The sequence below is a fragment of the Pseudomonas sp. S2_H01 genome (assembly GCF_054668305.1).
The window spans coordinates 4,188,742-4,208,416 of sequence record NZ_CP162756.1 but is presented as its reverse complement, the minus strand read 5'-3'; the positions used below and the strand labels follow the sequence as shown (position 1 = coordinate 4,208,416).

Here is a 19,675-nt window from a genome sequence, read left to right as displayed (position 1 = left end):
TAATTATCGACGGTGATACCGGGCCATACAGTCAGGGCACGCGGTCAGGCTTCGCGGGGCACCAGGTCCAGGCACACCGAGTTGATGCAATAACGCAGACCTGTTGGCTCAGGACCGTCCGGGAACACGTGCCCCAAGTGCGCGTCGCATTTGGCGCAGACCACTTCGGTACGGATCATACCGTGGCTGACGTCGCGCACTTCTACCACGGCACTGCCCTCGATCGGCGCATAGAAGCTCGGCCAGCCGCAGCCGGAATCGAACTTGGTGGTGGAGTCGAAGAGCGCCTCGTTGCAACAGATGCAATGGTAGACGCCGTCGGTCTTGGTGCTGTTGTACTTGCCAGTGAAAGGCCGCTCGGTGGCTTTCAGTCGGCAGACGTTGTACTGCTCTGGATCAAGCATCTGTTTCCATTCTTCGAGGGTTTTTTCCAGCTTTTCCACGGGTACACCTCCACAACTGAAAAAGCCCGATCTGTGTCTTTTCCACGGATCGGGTGGCACGTATGATTGCGCCTTCGTTAGACGCCAGTCTGTCACCCGCGTTTCTCGCATACAAATCCATTTTGATGGCGTTGTGCTCAGCGGTCCGCCTTCTTCGTCTACAGCGGACCGTCCATTTTCGGGATCAATCACCATGCAGTTCAGCAAATCGAACAAGCTCGCCAACGTCTGCTACGACATTCGCGGGCCCGTGCTCAAGCACGCCAAGCGCCTGGAAGAGGAAGGCCATCGCATCCTCAAGCTGAACATCGGCAACCCGGCGCCGTTTGGTTTCGAGGCGCCGGACGAAATCCTGCAGGACGTGATCCGCAACCTGCCGACCGCCCAGGGCTACAGCGATTCCAAAGGCCTGTTCAGCGCGCGCAAGGCGGTGATGCAGTACTACCAGCAAAAGCAGGTCGAAGGTGTCGGCATCGAAGACATCTACCTGGGCAACGGCGTCTCCGAGCTGATCGTGATGTCGATGCAGGCCTTGCTGAATAATGGCGACGAGGTGCTTGTTCCGGCGCCTGACTATCCGTTGTGGACAGCGGCTGTTGCCTTGTCCGGCGGCAACCCGGTGCATTACCTGTGCGACGAGCAAGCCAACTGGTGGCCTGATCTGGACGACATCAAGGCCAAGATCACCCCAAACACCAAGGCCATGGTGATCATCAACCCGAACAACCCGACCGGCGCGGTGTACTCGAAAGAGGTGCTGCTGGGCATGCTGGAAATCGCTCGCCAGCACAATCTGGTGGTGTTCTCCGATGAAATCTACGACAAGATCCTCTATGACGACGCCGTGCACATCTGCACCGCATCGCTGGCGCCGGACTTGTTGTGCCTGACCTTCAACGGCCTGTCCAAATCCTACCGGGTGGCCGGTTTCCGTTCGGGCTGGATCGCGATTTCCGGCCCCAAGCACAATGCCCAAAGCTACATCGAAGGCATCGACATCCTGGCGAACATGCGTCTTTGTGCCAACGTGCCGAGCCAACATGCGATCCAGACGGCGCTGGGCGGTTATCAGAGCATCAACGACCTTATACTGCCGCCGGGCCGCCTGCTGGAGCAGCGTAACCGTACGTGGGAACTGCTCAACGACATCCCCGGTGTCAGCTGCGTGAAGCCGATGGGGGCGCTGTACGCCTTTCCGCGCATAGACCCGAAAGTCTGCCCGATCCACAACGACGAAAAATTCGCGCTGGATCTGCTGCTCTCGGAAAAACTGCTGATCGTTCAGGGCACCGCGTTCAACTGGCCATGGCCGGACCACTTCCGCGTGGTGACACTGCCGCGTGTGGATGACCTGGAGCAGGCGATCGGCCGAATCGGCAATTTCCTGAAGTCGTACAAGCAGTGATGCTGCGCCTGTAGGAGCGCGCTTGCCCGCGATTGCGGTTTGTCTGTGAAGTCTTGATCGCCTGACAAAGCGCAATCGCGGGCAAGCGCGCGCCTACAATCCATGTCGTCACCGTCGCTCGCGCAACAATCGCTCTACCCCCACCCTCTCGCCAATGGCCCATAATTGCCTTGGTGACGCCAAACGACACAGTTTGAAATAGTCGCCCGGTTGAATACGCACCGACATCACCTTATATACCCCGCAACACGTTACACATTCTTCACGAGGAGAAATTCAACACCATGATGCGCATCTTGCTGTTTTTGGCCACTAACCTTGCGGTCGTGCTGATTGCCAGCATCACCCTGAGCCTTTTTGGCTTCAACGGGTTCATGGCGGCCAACGGGGTTGATCTCAACCTCAATCAGCTGCTGATCTTCTGCGCCGTATTTGGTTTCGCCGGCTCGCTGTTCTCGCTCTTCATCTCCAAGTGGATGGCGAAGATGAGCACCGGGACCCAGATCATCACCCAACCCCGCACCCGTCACGAACAGTGGCTGATGCAGACCGTAGAGCAACTGGCTCGCGAAGCGGGCATCAAGATGCCGGAAGTCGGGATTTTCCCGGCGTACGAGGCCAACGCCTTCGCCACGGGCTGGAACAAGAACGACGCGCTGGTCGCGGTCAGCCAGGGCTTGCTGGAGCGTTTTTCGCCGGATGAAGTAAAAGCGGTGCTGGCCCACGAAATCGGCCACGTCGCCAACGGTGACATGGTCACGCTGGCGCTGGTTCAGGGCGTGGTGAACACCTTTGTGATGTTCTTCGCCCGCATCATCGGTAACTTCGTCGACAAGGTCATCTTCAAGAACGAAGAAGGCCAGGGCATCGCCTACTACATCGCGACCATCTTCGCCGAGATCGTACTGGGCTTCCTGGCCAGCGCCATCGTCATGTGGTTCTCGCGCAAGCGTGAATACCGTGCCGACGATGCCGGTGCCCGCCTGGCCGGTACCGGTGCGATGATCAGCGCGCTGCAGCGTCTGCGCTCGGAACAAGGCGTTCCGGTGCAAATGCCTGACAGCCTGACCGCGTTCGGCATCAACGGCGGCTTGAAGCACGGCCTTGCTGGCCTGTTCATGAGCCACCCGGCGCTGGAAGACCGCATTGAAGCACTGCGCCGTCGCGGTTGATTCACCTGCAATGTTGATTGACCTGCAATAACGAGAAAGGGCGACGCGAGTCGCCCTTTTCTTTTGCCTGAAATTAACGCCGGAACATCCGATACGCCGACTCGATCAGGCGGCTCGCGCCGGCATCCAGGAACTTGCGACTCTTTTGCAGCACATCCTCGTCGGCAATCAACTTCACCCGCCACTCGGGCGACAGCAGTTGCATCACCTCGTCGTCCGGGACCGAGAACGGTGGGCCATCGATCTCCGACTGCTCGTAATCCAGAGAGATCAAGAGGCCACGGCAATCGGCGGGCAGGATACGGTTGAGGTGCTCAACGTAGCGCCAGCGCATGTCAGACGGCAGTGCGATCAAAGCGGCGCGGTCGTACAGCGCCGAACAATTGCCGATGTCCTTGGCGGTCAGCGCAAAGAAATCACCGCACCAGATCTCGCAGGCCCCATGGCTGTAGACCTTGAACCGGCCTTTCACTTCCAGCGCAGGCTCGATTCGGGCCTCGCTGAAAAAGTCCTGAACGGCCTTCTCGGAGAGCTCGACACCCACCACCTCAAAGCCCTGTTGATCAAGCCAGTGCAGGTCGATGCTTTTGCCGCACAAGGGCACGAGCACTCGCTCACCGGGTTTCAGATTCAATTCCGGCCAGAATTTCTGAAGGTAGGGATTCACCTCTGACTGATTGAAGCCAATCTGATTGATAGCCCAGCGCTCATGCCAAAACTGCGGCTCCATAAATGCTCCTGATAATTCGATCAAACGGCACTAAAACTTATATTAGATTTAGATCAATGATCTGCCTGATCATGCTGCTTATCTTATACGCTCAGGACGCCCGACATGTTCCCCAGCCTGTTCATTTCTCACGGCTCCCCGATGCTCGCGCTGGAACCCGGCGAGAGCGGCCCGGCATTGAAGCGTCTGGCGGCCGAACTGCCGCGCCCCAAGGCCATCGTCATCGTGTCGGCCCATTGGGAAAGCAACGAGTTACGGGTCAACGGTAACCCGCAGCCGGAAACCTGGCATGATTTCGGCGGTTTCCCGGCCGCCCTGTTCGCCTTGCAATACCCGGCGCCCGGCCTTCCGGAAATGACCCGCCACGTATTGGACATGCTCGCGGCCGCCGATCTGCCCGCCCAGGTCGACACCCGTCGCCCGTTCGACCATGGCGTCTGGGTGCCGCTGTCGCTGATGTACCCGCAGGCCGACATCCCGATTGTTCAGGTTTCGCTGCCTTCACGCATGGGCCCTGCCCTGCAGACACGTGTGGGTCTGGCATTGAACCGCCTGCGCGAGGAAGAGGTTCTGGTCATTGGTTCGGGCAGCATCACCCACAACCTGCGCGAACTGGACTGGCACGCTGGACCGGAGAGCGTTGAGCCATGGGCGCTGGCGTTCCGCGACTGGATGGTCGAGAAACTGGCCGCCAACGACGAGGAAGCGCTGCACGACTACCGCCGCCAGGCACCGAATGCCGTGCGCAATCACCCGACGGACGAGCACCTGCTGCCGCTCTACTTCGCACGCGGCGCGGGGGTGCATTCAGCATCGCGCACCAAGGCTTCACCATGGGCGCGTTGGGGATGGATATTTACAGGTTTGGGTGAGCCGTCCGGCTGCGCCGAAGCGGTCAGAACCTCTGGGAGATTCCATGGTTCTTAAACCAGTGGTGTCAGTCCGTTTCTTGAAGGCCGCAAAGCCTGAGCATGCGCCACATCCCGGATGACGCAGAGCGTCATTGAAAGTGTTACCACGCGGAGCGTGGGAACAATCAGCAGCGCAAAGCGCGCTCTGGCTTTTGATCTTCATACCGCAGCAGCCCAGACACCACAAAGCGCGACTTGGGTGCAGGCTGAACGCAGGCGGCGCGGAGTGGGTCGAGCGGCATGGATGCCGCGAGAGCGCCGCCAGGACATGGATGTCCGTTCGGCGCGGGCCCACGGAGCGTCGCCGAAGTGAAGGAACCCGACGAAGTCGGGCCCAACCAGGAGCATAGGACCCTTGGTTACTTGGGGTCTTTTCAAGTAACCCGCCGAAGGCGGAACAGTTTGGACGTTAGGACAAACAAACCATCAGCGTCACCTCAAATAGTGGAAATGCACACTATACCGGCGAGCTCGCTCACGAATAATCGATGTCAGCCAATGCTGATTGAGTGGATGTAATGAATCCTTCGCGAGCCGGCTAGATCCCACATGAACCTTCAGACAAAAAAATCCCCGAACCAGTCGGGGATTTTTTTGTTCAGACGATCAGCTCAGCGCTGATCAGTCTTCGCGATAGCGACGCAGTTTCAGCTGCTTGCCGGCAACGCGGGTGTCTTTCAGCTTGGCCAGCAGACGCTCGAGGCCATCTTCTGGCAGCTCGACGAGGCTGAAGCTGTCACGCACCTGGATGCGACCGATTGCTTCGCGAGCCAGACCACCTTCGTTGAGGATGGCACCCAGCAGGTTTTTGGCAGCGATGCCATCACGCGCGCCCAGCGCGGTACGGCAACGTGCACGGCCTTCAGCCAGCGGCATTGGCGCACGGCGCTCGCGATCACCACGATCAGGACGGTCACCCGATGGACGATCAGCACGATCGCCACGCGGCGCGCTGTTCGGTACCAGTGGACGTTCTTTCTCGATGGCAGCCAGGGTCAACGCTTGACCGTTGGTGGCTTTGCGCAGCAGTGCAGCAGCGAGTGCACGCGGGGTGCAACCGATGTCAGCGGTCAGACGGTCAAGCAGATCACCGTGGCTGGCTTCAGCGTCGGCAACCAGCGGCGCCAGGCTGTTGGTCAGTTTCTTGATGCGGGCATCGAGAACAGCTTGCGAGTCTGGCAGGCGAACTTCGGCAACCTTCTGACCGGTAACACGCTCGATCACTTGCAGCATGCGGCGCTCACGTGGAGTCACCAGCAGCAGCGCACGGCCTTCGCGACCGGCACGGCCGGTACGGCCAATACGGTGAACGTAGGATTCCGGATCGTACGGCATGTCGACGTTGAACACGTGAGTGATGCGCGGAACGTCCAGACCACGGGCAGCCACGTCGGTCGCGACAACGATGTCCAGACGGCCATCTTTCAGCGAGTCGATCACGCGCTCACGCTGGTTCTGGGCGATGTCGCCGTTCAGCGCAGCGGCCTTGTAGCCTTTGGCTTCCAGGGCGCTGGCCAGGTCCAGGGTGGCTTGCTTGGTGCGGACGAACATGATCAGGGCGTCGAAATCTTCGACTTCCAGCAGGCTCAGGACGGCAGAGGTCTTCTGGTCAGCGTGAACCAGCAGGTGAGCCTGCTCGATCGCGGTAACGGTCTGGGTCTTGGTCTGGATCTTGACGTGCTGCGGGTCACGCAGATGGCGCTCGGCGATGGCACGGATCGACTGCGGCAGGGTGGCCGAGAACAAAACGGTCTGACGGGTTGCCGGCAGTGCCTTGAAGATGACTTCCAGGTCGTCCATGAAGCCGAGTTTCAGCATTTCATCGGCTTCGTCGAGAACCAGGTGGTTCACAGTCGCCAGGACCTTTTCGTCACGACGCAGGTGGTCGCACAGACGGCCTGGGGTGGCAACGACGATTTGAGCGCCGTTACGGATGGCTTTCAACTGTGGGCCCATCGGCGCGCCGCCGTAGACAGCCACAACAGTAACGCCCGGCATCTGCTTGGCGTAGGTTTCGAAAGCGGTTGCAACTTGCAGCGCCAACTCACGGGTTGGCGCCAGGATCAGGGCTTGCGGCTCGCGCTTGGCAGGATCGATGCGATGCAGGATAGGCAGGGCGAACGCGGCAGTTTTACCTGTACCGGTCTGCGCCTGGCCGATCATGTCCTGGCCGGCCATGATGATCGGGATCGATTGCTGCTGAATGGCCGAAGGCTCTTCGTAGCCAGTCGCGGCGACGGCTGCAAGAATATTCGGATTGAGATTAAAAGCGGCGAAGCCGCCGGTTTCCTGGGTCATGGGTCTGCCTCTGAGTGCATCCGCAAAGACCCATGCTTCAAAGCTGCGCGTGCCGTGTAAGACCCTAGAGTCACCCTGGCTGCTTTGTCGGCGGGGATTTGCGAAAACGTATTGATGAATGGATCGTCAAGGATAGTTCGTAACCGAACCGGCTTGAGAAGAAGGCTTCACAAACCCATACCGTGACGAGGGCCCTATGAAAGGCCGGCGCGCACTATACCGGAATTGCCAAAAAAAGTGAGGATTTTTTTCAGAGAAAGAAGACCTTGCGTCCAACTGTCACAGGCTTTGCGCAAACCTGTGTCAGTGTCTATTTTTCAAGAGCCCGGTATTACTGGCGGCGGGGGCTTAAACGATTCACCTCATCAGTCAGGCAGCCCACCCTCCACTTCTCCTCTGCACGCAGGAATTCGGACATGACCTCTTCGATCAAAGGCCACGTCACCCGGGAACAGCGTGGCGCCATCATGCTTATCGGGCTCGATCGAGTCGCCAAACGCAATGCCTTCGACATGGAAATGCTCAACCAGCTCAGCCTGGCCTACGGCGAGTTCGAGCGCAACGAACTGGCTCGGGTGGCGGTGGTGTTCGCCCACGGCGACCATTTCACGGGGGGACTGGATCTCGTCGAGGCAGGCCCCTCACTCAGAGAAGGCTGGAAAGTGCCGCCGGGAGGCTGCGATCCCTGGGGGTTATTCGTCGGTCCCAGGGTCAGCAAGCCGGTGATCGTCGCCGCCCAAGGCTACTGCCTGACGCTGGGGATCGAACTGATGCTCGCCTCCGATATCAACCTGTGCGCCAGCAATTCGCGCTTCGCCCACCTGGAAGTCCAGCGCGGCATTTTTGCGTTCGGCGGCGCGACGCTGCGCCTGCATCAGATCGCTGGCTGGGGCAACGCCATGCGCTGGCTGTTGACCGGCGATGAGTTTGACGCGCACGAGGCCTGTCGCATGGGGTTGGTGCAGGAAGTGATGGCGCCCGAGGAACTGCTGCCGTCGGCCCTGCGACTGGCGCAGCACATCGCCGATCGCGCGCCGCTGGGCATTCGCGCCACGCTGGAGTCGGCGCGCCAAACGGTGCTCGAAGGCGAGGAGGCCGCGGCGCGAACGCTGCCGATGCTGGTCAGGCGGGTGATCGACAGCGACGACGCCAGAGAAGGCTTGAACGCCCTGCTGGAAGACCGCAGCCCCGTTTTCACGGGACGTTGATCAGGTTGCCGGACGCAAGGTCTTGATGAGTGGAAGCAACGAGTAACCCAGTTGCGGCGCCAGACCTTCGGCGCGCCCGATCAGCGCGTCCATGTCCAGGCTCTGTTCCAGATCAGCCGGCACGATGAGAATCACGTTGCCCTCCTTCACAGGCAACTCCCAGTAGTGGCGATGGTAAAGACCGCGCAAGAGCGCCGCGCCCAGCGGTTTGCCGTCGTCCGAGGCCCATTGATTGATGATCAACCAGCCACCGGGGTTGAGGCGTTGCTGGCACTTTTCCAGAAAGCCCCACGCCAGATGCCCCACCGCAGGGCCGGTGTCGGTGTACAAGTCGACGAAGATCAGGTCGGCGTTTTCGGCCGTCGGCAGCAGTTCCAGAGCATCGCCGATGCGCACGTAAAGCCGGGGATCGTCTTCCAGGCCCATGTACTCCATCGCCAGACGGGGCACGTCCGGGCGCAGTTCGATAGCCTCGACGTCGTCCAGCGGCAGGAATTTCAGGCAGGCCTGGGTCAGCGTGCCGGCGCCGAGCCCCATGAAGAGCGCGCTCTCGGGGAACTCATGGCACAACGCACCGATCAGCATCGCGCGGGTGTAGTCATACTCCAGCCACGCCGGGTCGGCCGTGAACGTGCAGCTCTGCTCAATGGCATCGCCAAACTCCAGGAAGCGGTAATCGTCCACTTCCAGCACGCGAATCATGCCGAAGTCGTCATGAACTTCAGCCAGCACGCGCTCTACACGCTCCTCGGTCATTGCTGCTCTCTTGCCAAAAGTTTTGGGGGTTAACCCTGTGGGAGCGAATTTATTCGCGATACGGTGGCCCAGCCAATACAGATGTGTAGGCTGAACCGCTGTCTCGCGAATGAATTCGCTCCCACAGATTCCAGACCGCCGCGCGCGCTGTTAAAGAGATCAGAGCACGGGAAAGCGCGGATTGTCAGGCATGCAGCCCCGGCAGGTCACGCAAATTATCGGGATGAACTGCTACCATGGCCGTCCGATCGCACTGAATTCGAGTTCATCATGAGCCAACCCTGGAGCCCCGACAGCTGGCGGGCGCTGCCTATCCAGCAGCAACCTCAGTACCCCGATGCCGACCACGTGCTGCGTGTCGAGCAGACCCTGGCCAGCTACCCGCCGTTGGTGTTCGCCGGTGAAGCCCGCGAGCTGCGCCGACAGTTTGCCGAGGTCACCGAGGGTCGCGCGTTTCTGCTGCAAGGTGGCGATTGCGCCGAGAGCTTCTTCGAATTCTCTGCCGCGAAAATCCGCGACACCTTCAAGGTGTTGCTGCAAATGGCGATTGTCATGACCTTCGCGGCGGGCTGCCCGGTGGTCAAGGTGGGGCGCATGGCCGGCCAGTTCGCCAAACCGCGTTCGTCCAACGACGAAACCGTGGAGGGCGTGACGCTGCCGGCCTATCGCGGGGACATCGTCAACGGCATTGGCTTCGATGAAAAAAGCCGCGTGCCGGACCCGGATCGTCTGCTGCAGGCCTATCACCAGTCCACCGCGACCCTGAACCTGTTGCGTGCATTCGCCCAGGGCGGCTTTGCCGACCTGCATCAGGTGCATCAGTGGAACCTGGACTTCATCGCCAACTCGGCGCTGTCGGACAAGTACAGCCAGTTGGCCAATCGCATCGATGAAACCCTGGCCTTCATGCGCGCCTGTGGAATGGACACGTCGCCGCAATTGCGCGAGACCAGCTTCTTCACTGCGCACGAAGCGTTGCTGCTGAATTACGAAGAAGCCTTTGTGCGCCGCGACAGCCTGACCAACGATTTCTACGACTGTTCGGCTCACATGCTGTGGATCGGCGACCGCACCCGTCAGCTGGACGGCGCACACGTCGAATTCCTGCGCGGCGTGAAGAACCCGATCGGGGTGAAAGTCGGCCCGAGCATGAACACCGACGACCTGATTCGCCTGATCGACATTCTCAATCCGGACAACGATCCCGGTCGTCTGAACCTGATCGCGCGCATGGGCGCCAACAAGGTCGGCGATCATCTGCCGGGGCTGATTCGTGCCGTCGAGCGCGAAGGCAAGAAAGTCCTGTGGAGTTCGGACCCGATGCACGGCAACACGATCAAGGCGAGCAGCGGCTACAAGACCCGCGACTTCGCGCAGATCCTGGGGGAGGTGAAGCAGTTCTTCCAGGTGCATCAGGCGGAGGGCACGTATGCCGGCGGGATTCACATCGAGATGACCGGGCAGAACGTCACCGAATGCATCGGCGGCGCGCGTCCGATTACCGAAGACGGCTTGTCGGACCGCTACCACACCCATTGCGATCCACGGATGAACGCCGATCAGTCGCTGGAGTTGGCGTTTCTGATTGCCGAGACGTTGAAGCAGGTGCGTCGGTAACAACATTCAGCCCTGTAGAAGCGCGTTTGGTATGAGCCGAATCCGTACGGTTGCGATCTGTCTGTAACGATTGCTTCGTCTGACCCACCGCAATCGCGGGCAACCGCGCTCCTACAAGGGTGGTGCCAACCTCCAACGGTTAGAGATGCCCTAATCCCTGGGCGAGAAACGCCACCCGCAAGCGCGCCGCACTGGCGCGCTGGCAGTTGATCACGACGTCGGGCAACCCCAGCCAGTCCGCCAGTTGCCGCAGATTCGCCGCCAAGGCGTGCATGCCTTCCTCGTCCAGCCCTGGTTCTTCTTCGTGTACGGCATGCACCGCCAGCCTTCCCGCCGCTCGCTCTGCCCGCAGGTCTATGCGCGCGGCAATACGCTCGTTGTGCAAGAAGGGCAAGACGTAATAGCCGTACACGCGCTTGTGCGCCGGGGTGTAGATCTCGAGCCGGTAGTGAAAATCGAACAAGCGCTCGGTGCGGGCTCGCTCCCAGATCAGAGAATCGAAGGGCGAAAGCAGTGCGCTTGCAGTGATTTTCCGCGGCACCTTGAGTGCAGGCAGCGCATACGCCGGCTGTTTCCAGCCTTGCACCTGAACCTTCTCGATCGCCCCCTCTTCCAGTAACTCGGCAAGCCCGGCTTTTGCCGGTGCAGGGTCCTGACGAAAATAATCGCGAATGTCTTTTTCCGTCCCGACGCCCAGGGCCGTGATCGCCCGCAGCAACAAGCCGCGCTGCGCATCGGCCTCACTGATGTCCGGGTGATTGATGATGGAAGACGGCAGCACCCGCTCAGGCAAATCGTACAGGCGCTCGAAGCCGCGACGGCCTGAAACGGTGACCTCACCTGCGGCGAACAACCATTCCAGCGCATGCTTTTCCGCGCTCCAGTCCCACCAGGGGCCTGCCCGCTCCTGACGGGTGCTCAGGCTGCCCGCCCCCAACGCGCCTTGATCGCGGACGGCCTGCAGCACCCTGGCGATGGTCGGTCGCTCTTCGCGTCCGAATGTGGCCAGTTGCTGATAAATACCCTCGCCCTGAGACGCGCGCTGCATGCGCCAGCGCATCAAGGGATACAGCTCGACCGGCAGCAACGAAGCCTCGTGCCCCCAGTATTCAAAGAGTTTGCGTTGCCGGCCCTGACTCCAGGCGACCTGATCCAGCAGTTTTTGCGGGTAGTTGCCCAGTCGGGAATACAGCGGCAGGTAATGCGAGCGAACCAGCGCATTGACCGAGTCGATCTGCAGGACGCCGAGGCGCTCGATCAGTTGCGTGACGTGGCTGGACGTGAACGTCGCCGGTGGCCGGCGGCCATTAAAACCTTGTGCCGCCAGCGCCACACGACGGGCTTGCTTGAGGGACAGCTGAGATGGGGTCGGCAGTTCTGCGGGCATTCAGGATCTCCTGATCGATTCGCAAAACTACCCGATCCCCCCTGCCCTGTCAGTGTTTCATCGGGTCATCCCAGAACGGACGATCAATTTCCTCGTAGACATCGGCCCGGCTGAGGCCGATGTCCTTGAGTGCATCGTCGCTCAGGCTGGCCAACGCTACGCGCTCGCGATGCAGCTTGCGCCAGCGAGCAATCTGCGAGGTCGCAGTATGCCAGGCGCGCTCGACAGCCGAGTCATGGGACAGCGTTTTGAGTACCAGTACGTAACCTTTTTGACCTTTCATCGTCTTGCCCTCCAAGTGGGGATGGCTAGATTTTCTGCTCGGGCTTAATATCAATCCAACGAATGTTTCTGATGCACTGCATCTGGGAGATTGATGCAATGGCCACCTATCCGAGTATCGACAGTGAACTGCTGAGGACCTTCGTCGCCATCGCTGACCAAGGCGGCTTCACCAAAGCGGGCGAAGTAGTCAATCGCACCCAGTCGGCGGTGAGCATGCAGATGAAGCGACTGGAAGACGATGTCGTTCAGCGCCCCCTGTTCCAGAAAGACGGCCGGGTCCTGAACCTGACAGCCGAAGGTCAGGTGCTGCTGGGTTACGCCCGACGCATCCTTAAATTGCACAGCGAAGTGTTCAACACCCTGCGCGAACCGCACATGATCGGCACCGTGAAAATCGGCACGCCGGACGACTATGTCATGCGCTTTTTGCCGGGCATTCTGTCGCGCTTCGCTCAGGCGTATCCGCTGATTCAGGTGGAGGTGCATTGCGAATCCTCGGCGCAGCTGTTGCAACGTCAGGACCTGGACCTGAGCATTGTCACCCGCGAGCCGGGCAAGGAGATCGGCCAGATTCTGCGTCAGGAGCGCTTCGTCTGGGCCGAGGCCGCAGGGTTCTGCCCGCACGAGCAGACGCCGATCCCGCTGGCGATGTTCAACAGTGACTGTTTTTGCCGCCTGTGGGCGAGCAATGCGCTGGATGCGGCGGGTCGGGAATATCGCGTGGCGTATACCAGCGCCAGCCTGTCGGCGATCATGGCGGTGGTCAGCGCGGGCCTTGCGGTGACGGCCCAGTTGCAAAGCCTGATTACCTCGGACCTGCGTATTCTGGGTGACGCCGAAGGGCTGCCACAGCTGCCCTCGGCGAGCATCGTTCTGCTGCGCAACCCCAATAACCCTTCGCCGATCACCGAGTGCCTGGCCGATCACATCGCCGAAGGCTTCAAGCTGTAAAAGACGTCACACCCTGAAGCACAGCATGATTGCGCAGATCACCAGAAACACGCAGAACAGCGACCGCAGCAAGCGCTCCGGGAGGCTATGGGCCAGCGCCACACCCCAACTGATGCTCGCCAGCCCGCCGATCGCCAGCGGGACGCCCATGAGCCAGTTAACATGGCCATGCACCGCATAGGTCGTCAGGGTGATCACCGTGGCGGGTGCGGCCAATGCGAGGGCAAGGCCCTGAGCGACCACTTGGGTGGCGCCGAACAGGCCCGTCAGAATCGGCGTCGCAATCACCCCGCCCCCGACACCGAACATCCCCGCCGTCACGCCGGAACCTACGCCGAGCAACCACAACCAGTTGCGATGACGTAATTCAAGACCTGCATCGCCTTTGCGCCAGTACATCTGAATCAGGTTGAAGAGCGTCAGCACGATGAGAAACGCAACAAAGCCGATACGCATGCTTTGCGCGTCGACCCGCACCGCCCACAGCGACGTCAGCCATGACACGAAGAAACTGGGGCCAATCAGCATCATGGCGTTGCACACCGAAATCCGGTTGCGCTGGTTGTAGCGCCACAGCGCAAGCAGCACGTTGGGCAGCACCATCAGCAATGCAGTGCCTTGCGCCAATTGCTGATCGAGACCAAACAGCACGCCCAGTGCAGGAATGGCCACCAGCCCGCCTCCAATGCCAAACAGCCCGCCCAAGGTGCCCATGGCAGCGCCCAACAGCAGGTACATCACAACATCGACAATCACGCGCGGTCCTCAGTTTAATCCTGCGCGCATGCTACGCAGTCGGGCGAAGCGGGGAAATCCGCAGTCGAATATTACGCTCAACGAAACGTGATCAGTCGGTTCACGATTCGTGTTTTAACGTCTCCCGAATCAATCTGTGGCATTGCGATAGAAAAACACCGGACGACCGATTACCGAAATTATCTGGTGCAATAAAGATCATGGCACTAAATTACCAATCACTACCGATTAACCGAGGAACACCCGATGAACGCCGAAAAAGGCTCCACCACGGCGGGCGCTGGCAGTTGCGACGATTTGCTGCTGGATAACCAGCTGTGTTTTGCCCTGTACTCCACGTCACTGATGATGACCAAGGTGTACAAACCCCTGCTCCAGGCGCTTAACCTGACCTATCCGCAATACCTGGCCATGTTGGTGCTGTGGGAGCGGGATGGTTTGACGGTGGGAGAAGTCAGCACGCGCTTGCTGACTGATCCGGGATCGTTGACCCCTCTGCTGAAACGACTGGAAACCGAAGGCTTGATCAGCCGTACGCGGAGCAAAGAGGACGAGCGCGTCGTCCTGCTGACCCTGACCGAGCAAGGCAAAGCGTTGCACACCAAAGCGCAAAGCATTCCACAGTGCATTCTGGCGGCCAGCGGCATCAGTGTTCGGCAACTGCAAGCGCTACAGAAAGATCTGTTGGGGTTGCGCGGGAACCTGCACGGCAGCATCTGATGACCCCCTCCTTCACTTAAGGCCAGCCTTGTTGCTGGCCTTTTTTATTGCCGCCCGACCCTGCCACTGATCTCTGTAGGAGCGCGCTTGCCCGCGAAAGCGTCCGCGCAGGTATCACGAGGGTGCCTGCATGAATGCCTTCGCGGGCAAGCGCGCTCCTACAGGATCCGTGGTGAAAGCGCCGTCTGGGCATGGCTTGACGGCGGATGCGATTTCACGGGCGCTTTCGCTTTTGACGGCACAACAAAAAATTAAAAATAAATCTTTATTTATCAATCAGTTAAATAGATTCAGTTCAGCCCCTTACGATTTTTTTGAAAAACTTCAGAAATTTATATTGCGCACTAAACATTTGCGCAGTACATTTCATCTCACTTGCTTAGCGCACAAACTTTTAGCGCTAAGCACAACCGGCCTACGCCAACATCATCTAGTGAGGAAATATCATGCAAACTCTCTATACCGCAGTCGCAACCGCAACCGGTGGCCGTGATGGCCGTGCTGTTTCCAGCGACAAAATCCTCGACGTGAAACTGGCCACCCCGAAAGAACTGGGCGGCGCGGGTGGTGAAGCCACCAACCCTGAGCAACTGTTCGCCGCCGGCTACTCGGCCTGCTTCATCGGCGCACTGAAATTCGTCGCCGGTCAAAGCAAACGCAGCATCCCGGCCGACGCCTCGATCACTGCCCATGTCGGCATCGGCCAGATCCCTGGCGGTTTCGGTCTGGACATCGACCTGAACATCAACCTGCCAGGTCTGGACCAGGCCGACGCTCAAGCGCTGGTCGACGCGGCTCACCAGGTTTGCCCTTACTCCAACGCCACTCGCGGCAACGTTGACGTACGTCTGCACGTAACCGTCTAACCCACCCGACCCCGTAGGAGATAAACATGAACACGTTCGGCAAGATTCTGGCTGGCTCGCTCCTCGCCCTTTCGGTCGGCAACGCTTTCGCAGCGACCGACACCGGCGTCGAGCACAACACACAGGCGTTCCTCGATGCGCTGAATTCCGGTGGTGGCAAGCCGATCGAACAGCTCTCGCCCAAGGATGCACGTGCGGTACTCACGGGTGCTCAGGCCGGGGTCAAGCTGACCCTGCCCAAAGCCGATGTCAGCCAGAAGACCATCTCGGTCGATGGCCAGAACATCAGCCTGACCATCGTGCGTCCGGCGGGCGTGAAAGGCACCTTGCCCGTGTTCATGTACTTCCACGGCGGCGGCTGGGTGCTGGGTGACTACCCGACGCACGAGCGCCTGGTGCGGGATCTGGTAGAGGGTTCCGGTGCGGTAGCGGTGTTCGTCAACTACACCCCTTCGCCTGAAGCGCACTACCCGACCGCGATCAACCAGGCCTACGCTGCGACTAAATGGGTGGCCGAGCACGGCAAGGAAATCAACGTCGACGGCAAACGCCTTGCGGTAGCGGGCAACAGTGTCGGTGGCAACATGGCGGCGGTCGTCAGCCTGATGGCCAAAGACAAAGGCACCCCGGCGATCAAGTACCAGGTGCTGCTGTGGCCGGTGACCGACGCCAACTTCGATACCGGTTCGTATGACCAGTTCGCCGAGGGCCACTTCCTCACTCGCAACATGATGAAGTGGTTCTGGGACAACTACACCACCGATCCAAAACAACGCGCCGAGATCTATGCCTCACCGCTGCGCGCCACGCTGGATCAGTTGAAAGGTCTGCCGCCTGCGCTGGTGCAGACCGCCGGTGCCGACGTCCTGCGCGACGAAGGTGAAGCGTACGCTCGCAAACTGGACCAGGCCGGTGTGCCCGTCACCGCAGTGCGTTACAACGGCATGATTCACGACTACGGTCTGCTGAACGTGGTCAGCCAGGTGCCGGAAGTGCGGTCTGCGATGTTGCAGGCGTCCCAAGAGCTGAAGGTTCATCTGAAGTAAGACGAAGCACGTCGGATGAATCTTCAGCGATTCATCTGACGCCATCGCGGGCAAGCGCGCTCCTACAAGGTATCGAGTCACCTGTAGGAGCGCGCTTGCCCGCGATGGCATCGGTGGGTTCGACAAGCGATCCTGCGAATGGAGACACGCGAGATGAACGGGTAATCGACAAACCCTTCGGCCACAAAAAAGCCCGACTCAATGGTCGGGCTTTTTCGTATCCGGCGTTACAGAAGCAATGCTTATTTAGCACGGCCTTTGTAGGAACCGCCTTCACGGGTGTCGATCTCGATCTTGTCACCGATTTCGATGAAATCAGCCACTTGCAGTTCGGTACCGTTTGCCAGCTTGGCAGGCTTCATGACTTTGCCGGAAGTGTCGCCGCGAGCCGAACCTTCGGTGTAGTCAACGACGCGCACGATGGTGGTCGGCAGCTCTACGGAAACCAGACGGTCTTCGAAGAATACGGCTTCACAGACGTCAGTCATGCCTTCTTCAACGAAAGGCAGAACGGCTTCGATGTCTTCAGCGTTCAGCTCGTACATGGTGTAGTCGCTGGTGTCCATGAACGTGTACGAATCACCGCTGATGAAAGACAGGGTGGCTTCTTTACGGTCCAGGATCACGTCGTCCAGCTTGTCGTCGGCGCTGTAGACGGTTTCAGTCTTGTAGCCGGTCAGCAGGTTTTTCAGCTTGGTCTTCATGATCGCGCTGTTACGGCCCGACTTGGTGAATTCAGCTTTCTGAACCAGCCAAGGATCGTTGTCGATACGGATCACGGTGCCGGGTTTAAGCTCTTTACCAGTTTTCATTACGAGTATCCGAATTTGGATTGAAGTTCTTTCTAAGCCCTGTACGAAAAGCCACTTTTCGTACAGGGCTTAATACAAGGCCGCGTATCATATCCAATTTCGGTAAAACGTTACCAGCGCAGTCGTCAGATCGTCTTGCAAGGCCTGTTCCAGACACCACCGTTCAGCGTGCGCGGCCAGCTCGTCGCGGTGCTTTTCCAGGGTATTCCAGCTTTGCGTCATTGTCTGACCCGCGTTCCAGTGGCGCCAGACCTCGGTCAGCGCCTCCCCAGCCGCTGTGGATAACCCCGCCAGATACAGTTCAAGAAACGCGTCCAGCTTCGCCCAATGGGCATCGTCGTCCTGCTCATAGATGTGCCAGATCAGCGGGCGACCCGCCCACTGCGCGCGCACAAACGAATCTTCACCACGCACGACGTTGAACGCGCAACACCACAGCAACCGGTCATAATCTTCCTGGCGCACGAACGGCAACACCTGAATCGTCAGGGCGTTGCGCTGGTTCAAATCGCCCGCTTTCAAGGCATCAACACCGAGCCAGCGCTCCAGGTCTCCCAGAATCCGCCCTTCCGGCACCAGCAAATGGGTTTTGCGATCATCGAACGCCAGGCAGTCGAGCCACGAACCCAATCCTGCGTGTTCGTAGGCGAACAACGAAATCAGCCGGGGCGGACCCTGTTCAGTGTCTGCCTGTGGATAAACACCGAGGCTGGCCAAAAACGCCTGCTGCGCGGCCGGGTTTTGTTCGAAGGCGTGCCGACGTTCGATCAGCCCGGCTTCGCGCAGTAAGCCGCCGGTGCTGGTCCGGAAACCCGGAAAGAAGAAGAATTTCTGGATGCCGCTGGACTGCAACGACGGCAACCCATGGCAACCGGTGACCCACTCTTCCGCGCTGAGGTATTCAAGGTTCAACCACAGCGGACGCGGATTGCGGGCCTTCATGGCGTCGATGTAAGCGGCGGGTAGATGACAGGCGAAGGCCTCGATCACCACGTCGGCAGGCTCGGCCGGTTGCCAGTCCTTCGCCCAGAAACAGACGCTGACGCCGTCATGCCATTGCTGCAATGCATGAGGGTCGGCGCCCGGACACAAGCGAGCGAACGCCGACAGGTCGTCGACCCACAGGCGCACCTCCATACCATGCTCGGCGACCAGTTGTCGGGCCAGACGGAACGTCACGCCAACATCACCAAAGTTATCCACAACGGTGCAGAAAATATCCCAAGAGGCTTTCATCCGGGCTCCCTGAGGATGTTCAAAAAAACGGATTGTCCTTCATAACAGCGCAGAATCACCAGCCCCGGTCGTGCGACAATCGGCGCCAACGTCATACAAGTAGGGAGTCTGCTATGTACGTCAACCATCGCCAATTGTCCGTGACGCTCCAACCGCTGAAGCTGATTCTGTCCATCGCCGTCGGTATCTGGCTGGGTTTCATGGCCGTGGCACTGACGGGCTGGCTGATTTACAAAGCGCTGCCCGCCGAGCAGACCCAGGCGCTGAGCAATGCGGCCAATCAGATGACCAGCCCGCCCGCCGCCAAGGCAAAGCCTGAAAGCGACAACCCGATGTTTGACCAGTACCGGCAGATCTTGCGCGACAGCGAGGCCCGTCAGACGCAGGAAACCGAGCAGGCTGAACGCCAACGCAACTTCAATGGCCCCAAATGCCAGTTCTGGATGCAGCAGAATCAGACCGCGCCCAGCGAGAAGAGCCGCGCCGCGATTTACCAGTTCTGCGGTTGATTCCTTCCACGAGACAAGCAGCACTCATGAACAAGCAACAGGTCCTGCAACGGATCATTGAAAAACTCGAGGTCGATCTGGACGTCGCCGTTCGTGCCGCGCAAACCGCGTACGAAACCGCGACCCATGAAGAGAACATCGCCGAGAACAAGTACGACACGCTGGGCCTGGAAGCCTCGTACCTCGCCGCTGGGCAGGCGCGTCGCGTGGAGGAGATTCGCCAGTCGCTGACGCTGTACCAGAACCTCGTGCTCAAGCCTTTCGACGACACACGCGGCATTCAATCAGGCGACCTGATCGTTCTGGAGTCCGCCAGCGGTGTTGCGCAGCACCTGTTCCTGGGACCGGATGCGGCGGGCTTGAAAATCAGCGTCGATGGCACCCTGATCACCGTTATCACGGCCAAGGCACCGCTGGGCCAGAACCTGCTGGGCAAGTTCGATGGCGACGAGGTGCAGATCAGCGTGAACGGCAGCCGGCAATCGTTCGAGATCACGCGCGTGGTGTGATCCATTGATCATTTGCAGGGTTGAAGGGTCTGACTTTTTGTGGGTAAGGTGCGCAGTC

Annotated in this window: 20 protein-coding genes and 1 pseudogene; 12 read left to right on the top strand and 9 right to left on the bottom strand. The window is 59.6% G+C overall.

Annotated features, from left to right (window positions below; genetic code table 11):
• Positions 1 to 44: 44 nt before the first annotated feature.
• Complete coding sequence (msrB, locus tag AB4N84_RS18845; protein WP_074757689.1) at positions 45 to 443, bottom strand: peptide-methionine (R)-S-oxide reductase MsrB; 399 nt, start codon at positions 441 to 443, stop codon at positions 45 to 47.
• 193 nt (positions 444 to 636) lie between these two features.
• On the opposite strand from msrB, the gene AB4N84_RS18840 reads away from it, so the two are divergent.
• Positions 637 to 1,848 carry a pyridoxal phosphate-dependent aminotransferase gene (locus tag AB4N84_RS18840; protein WP_074757687.1) on the top strand — a complete coding sequence of 404 codons (1,212 nt, stop codon included), beginning with the start codon at positions 637 to 639 and terminating at the stop codon, positions 1,846 to 1,848.
• 284 nt (positions 1,849 to 2,132) lie between these two features.
• Positions 2,133 to 3,020 (top strand): protease HtpX, encoded by an 888-nt coding sequence (gene htpX, locus AB4N84_RS18835; RefSeq protein ID WP_062380349.1) that lies wholly within the window; start codon positions 2,133 to 2,135, stop codon positions 3,018 to 3,020.
• Positions 3,021 to 3,093: 73 nt separating this feature from the next.
• Here the strand turns inward: htpX and AB4N84_RS18830 are convergent, their stop codons facing one another.
• Positions 3,094 to 3,750 carry a thiopurine S-methyltransferase gene (locus AB4N84_RS18830; RefSeq protein ID WP_460042618.1) on the bottom strand — a complete coding sequence of 219 codons (657 nt, stop codon included), beginning with the start codon at positions 3,748 to 3,750 and terminating at the stop codon, positions 3,094 to 3,096.
• 105 nt (positions 3,751 to 3,855) lie between these two features.
• Between AB4N84_RS18830 and AB4N84_RS18825 the strand changes: the two are divergent.
• Positions 3,856 to 4,622 (top strand): annotated as a pseudogene (locus AB4N84_RS18825) (DODA-type extradiol aromatic ring-opening family dioxygenase).
• Between the two features lie 660 nt (positions 4,623 to 5,282).
• On the opposite strand, the gene AB4N84_RS18820 reads toward AB4N84_RS18825, so the two are convergent.
• Positions 5,283 to 6,959, bottom strand: a complete 1,677-nt coding sequence (locus tag AB4N84_RS18820; RefSeq protein WP_074757681.1) for a DEAD/DEAH box helicase — start codon at positions 6,957 to 6,959, stop codon at positions 5,283 to 5,285.
• Between the two features lie 416 nt (positions 6,960 to 7,375).
• Between AB4N84_RS18820 and AB4N84_RS18815 the strand changes: the two genes are divergently transcribed.
• Complete coding sequence (locus tag AB4N84_RS18815) at positions 7,376 to 8,167, top strand: crotonase/enoyl-CoA hydratase family protein (RefSeq protein WP_074757679.1); 792 nt, start codon at positions 7,376 to 7,378, stop codon at positions 8,165 to 8,167.
• Here the strand turns inward: AB4N84_RS18815 and AB4N84_RS18810 are convergent, their stop codons facing one another.
• Positions 8,168 to 8,923, bottom strand: a complete 756-nt coding sequence (locus AB4N84_RS18810) for a spermidine synthase (RefSeq protein ID WP_074757677.1) — start codon at positions 8,921 to 8,923, stop codon at positions 8,168 to 8,170.
• A 270-nt stretch (positions 8,924 to 9,193) separates the two neighbouring features.
• Between AB4N84_RS18810 and AB4N84_RS18805 the strand changes: the two genes are divergently transcribed.
• Complete coding sequence (locus tag AB4N84_RS18805; protein WP_460042616.1) at positions 9,194 to 10,540, top strand: class II 3-deoxy-7-phosphoheptulonate synthase; 1,347 nt, start codon at positions 9,194 to 9,196, stop codon at positions 10,538 to 10,540.
• Between the two features lie 139 nt (positions 10,541 to 10,679).
• On the opposite strand, the gene AB4N84_RS18800 is transcribed toward AB4N84_RS18805, so the two are convergent.
• Positions 10,680 to 11,927, bottom strand: coding sequence for a winged helix-turn-helix domain-containing protein (locus tag AB4N84_RS18800; protein ID WP_460042614.1), 1,248 nt, complete (start codon positions 11,925 to 11,927; stop codon positions 10,680 to 10,682).
• 49 nt (positions 11,928 to 11,976) lie between these two features.
• Positions 11,977 to 12,210 (bottom strand): DUF1127 domain-containing protein, encoded by a 234-nt coding sequence (locus AB4N84_RS18795; RefSeq protein WP_460042613.1) that lies wholly within the window; start codon positions 12,208 to 12,210, stop codon positions 11,977 to 11,979.
• Positions 12,211 to 12,308: 98 nt separating this feature from the next.
• Between AB4N84_RS18795 and AB4N84_RS18790 the strand changes: the two genes are divergently transcribed.
• A complete protein-coding gene (locus AB4N84_RS18790) occupies positions 12,309 to 13,163 on the top strand; it encodes a LysR substrate-binding domain-containing protein (protein ID WP_208605213.1) in 855 nt (284 codons plus the stop codon).
• A 6-nt stretch (positions 13,164 to 13,169) separates the two neighbouring features.
• On the opposite strand, the gene AB4N84_RS18785 is transcribed toward AB4N84_RS18790, so the two are convergent.
• Positions 13,170 to 13,901, bottom strand: a complete 732-nt coding sequence (locus AB4N84_RS18785; protein WP_460047063.1) for a sulfite exporter TauE/SafE family protein — start codon at positions 13,899 to 13,901, stop codon at positions 13,170 to 13,172.
• 264 nt (positions 13,902 to 14,165) lie between these two features.
• On the opposite strand from AB4N84_RS18785, the gene AB4N84_RS18780 reads away from it, so the two are divergent.
• The 4 genes from AB4N84_RS18780 to AB4N84_RS18765 all read left to right on the top strand — a co-directional run bounded on the left by AB4N84_RS18780 (position 14,166) and on the right by AB4N84_RS18765 (position 16,551).
• Entirely contained in the window at positions 14,166 to 14,639 is a 474-nt protein-coding gene (locus tag AB4N84_RS18780; protein ID WP_460042611.1) for a MarR family winged helix-turn-helix transcriptional regulator, read from the top strand.
• A gap of 130 nt (positions 14,640 to 14,769) precedes the next feature.
• A complete protein-coding gene (locus tag AB4N84_RS18775; RefSeq protein ID WP_460042609.1) occupies positions 14,770 to 15,132 on the top strand; it encodes a hypothetical protein in 363 nt (120 codons plus the stop codon).
• Positions 15,086 to 15,505 carry an organic hydroperoxide resistance protein gene (locus AB4N84_RS18770; protein ID WP_074757665.1) on the top strand — a complete coding sequence of 140 codons (420 nt, stop codon included), beginning with the start codon at positions 15,086 to 15,088 and terminating at the stop codon, positions 15,503 to 15,505. The genes AB4N84_RS18775 and AB4N84_RS18770 overlap by 47 nt, the downstream gene beginning before the upstream one ends.
• A 26-nt stretch (positions 15,506 to 15,531) precedes the next feature.
• A complete protein-coding gene (locus AB4N84_RS18765; RefSeq protein WP_083370773.1) occupies positions 15,532 to 16,551 on the top strand; it encodes an alpha/beta hydrolase in 1,020 nt (339 codons plus the stop codon).
• 242 nt (positions 16,552 to 16,793) lie between these two features.
• Here AB4N84_RS18765 and AB4N84_RS18760 read toward each other — a convergent pair whose 3' ends face one another.
• Positions 16,794 to 17,363 (bottom strand): elongation factor P, encoded by a 570-nt coding sequence (locus AB4N84_RS18760; RefSeq protein ID WP_074757663.1) that lies wholly within the window; start codon positions 17,361 to 17,363, stop codon positions 16,794 to 16,796.
• An 87-nt stretch (positions 17,364 to 17,450) separates the two neighbouring features.
• Complete coding sequence (earP, locus tag AB4N84_RS18755) at positions 17,451 to 18,599, bottom strand: elongation factor P maturation arginine rhamnosyltransferase EarP (RefSeq protein ID WP_460042607.1); 1,149 nt, start codon at positions 18,597 to 18,599, stop codon at positions 17,451 to 17,453.
• Positions 18,600 to 18,712: 113 nt separating this feature from the next.
• On the opposite strand from earP, the gene AB4N84_RS18750 reads away from it, so the two are divergent.
• Positions 18,713 to 19,108 carry a hypothetical protein gene (locus AB4N84_RS18750; protein WP_460042606.1) on the top strand — a complete coding sequence of 132 codons (396 nt, stop codon included), beginning with the start codon at positions 18,713 to 18,715 and terminating at the stop codon, positions 19,106 to 19,108.
• A 26-nt stretch (positions 19,109 to 19,134) separates the two neighbouring features.
• Positions 19,135 to 19,617, top strand: coding sequence for a GreA/GreB family elongation factor (locus tag AB4N84_RS18745; protein ID WP_460042604.1), 483 nt, complete (start codon positions 19,135 to 19,137; stop codon positions 19,615 to 19,617).
• The last annotated feature ends 58 nt before the right edge of the window (positions 19,618 to 19,675 follow it).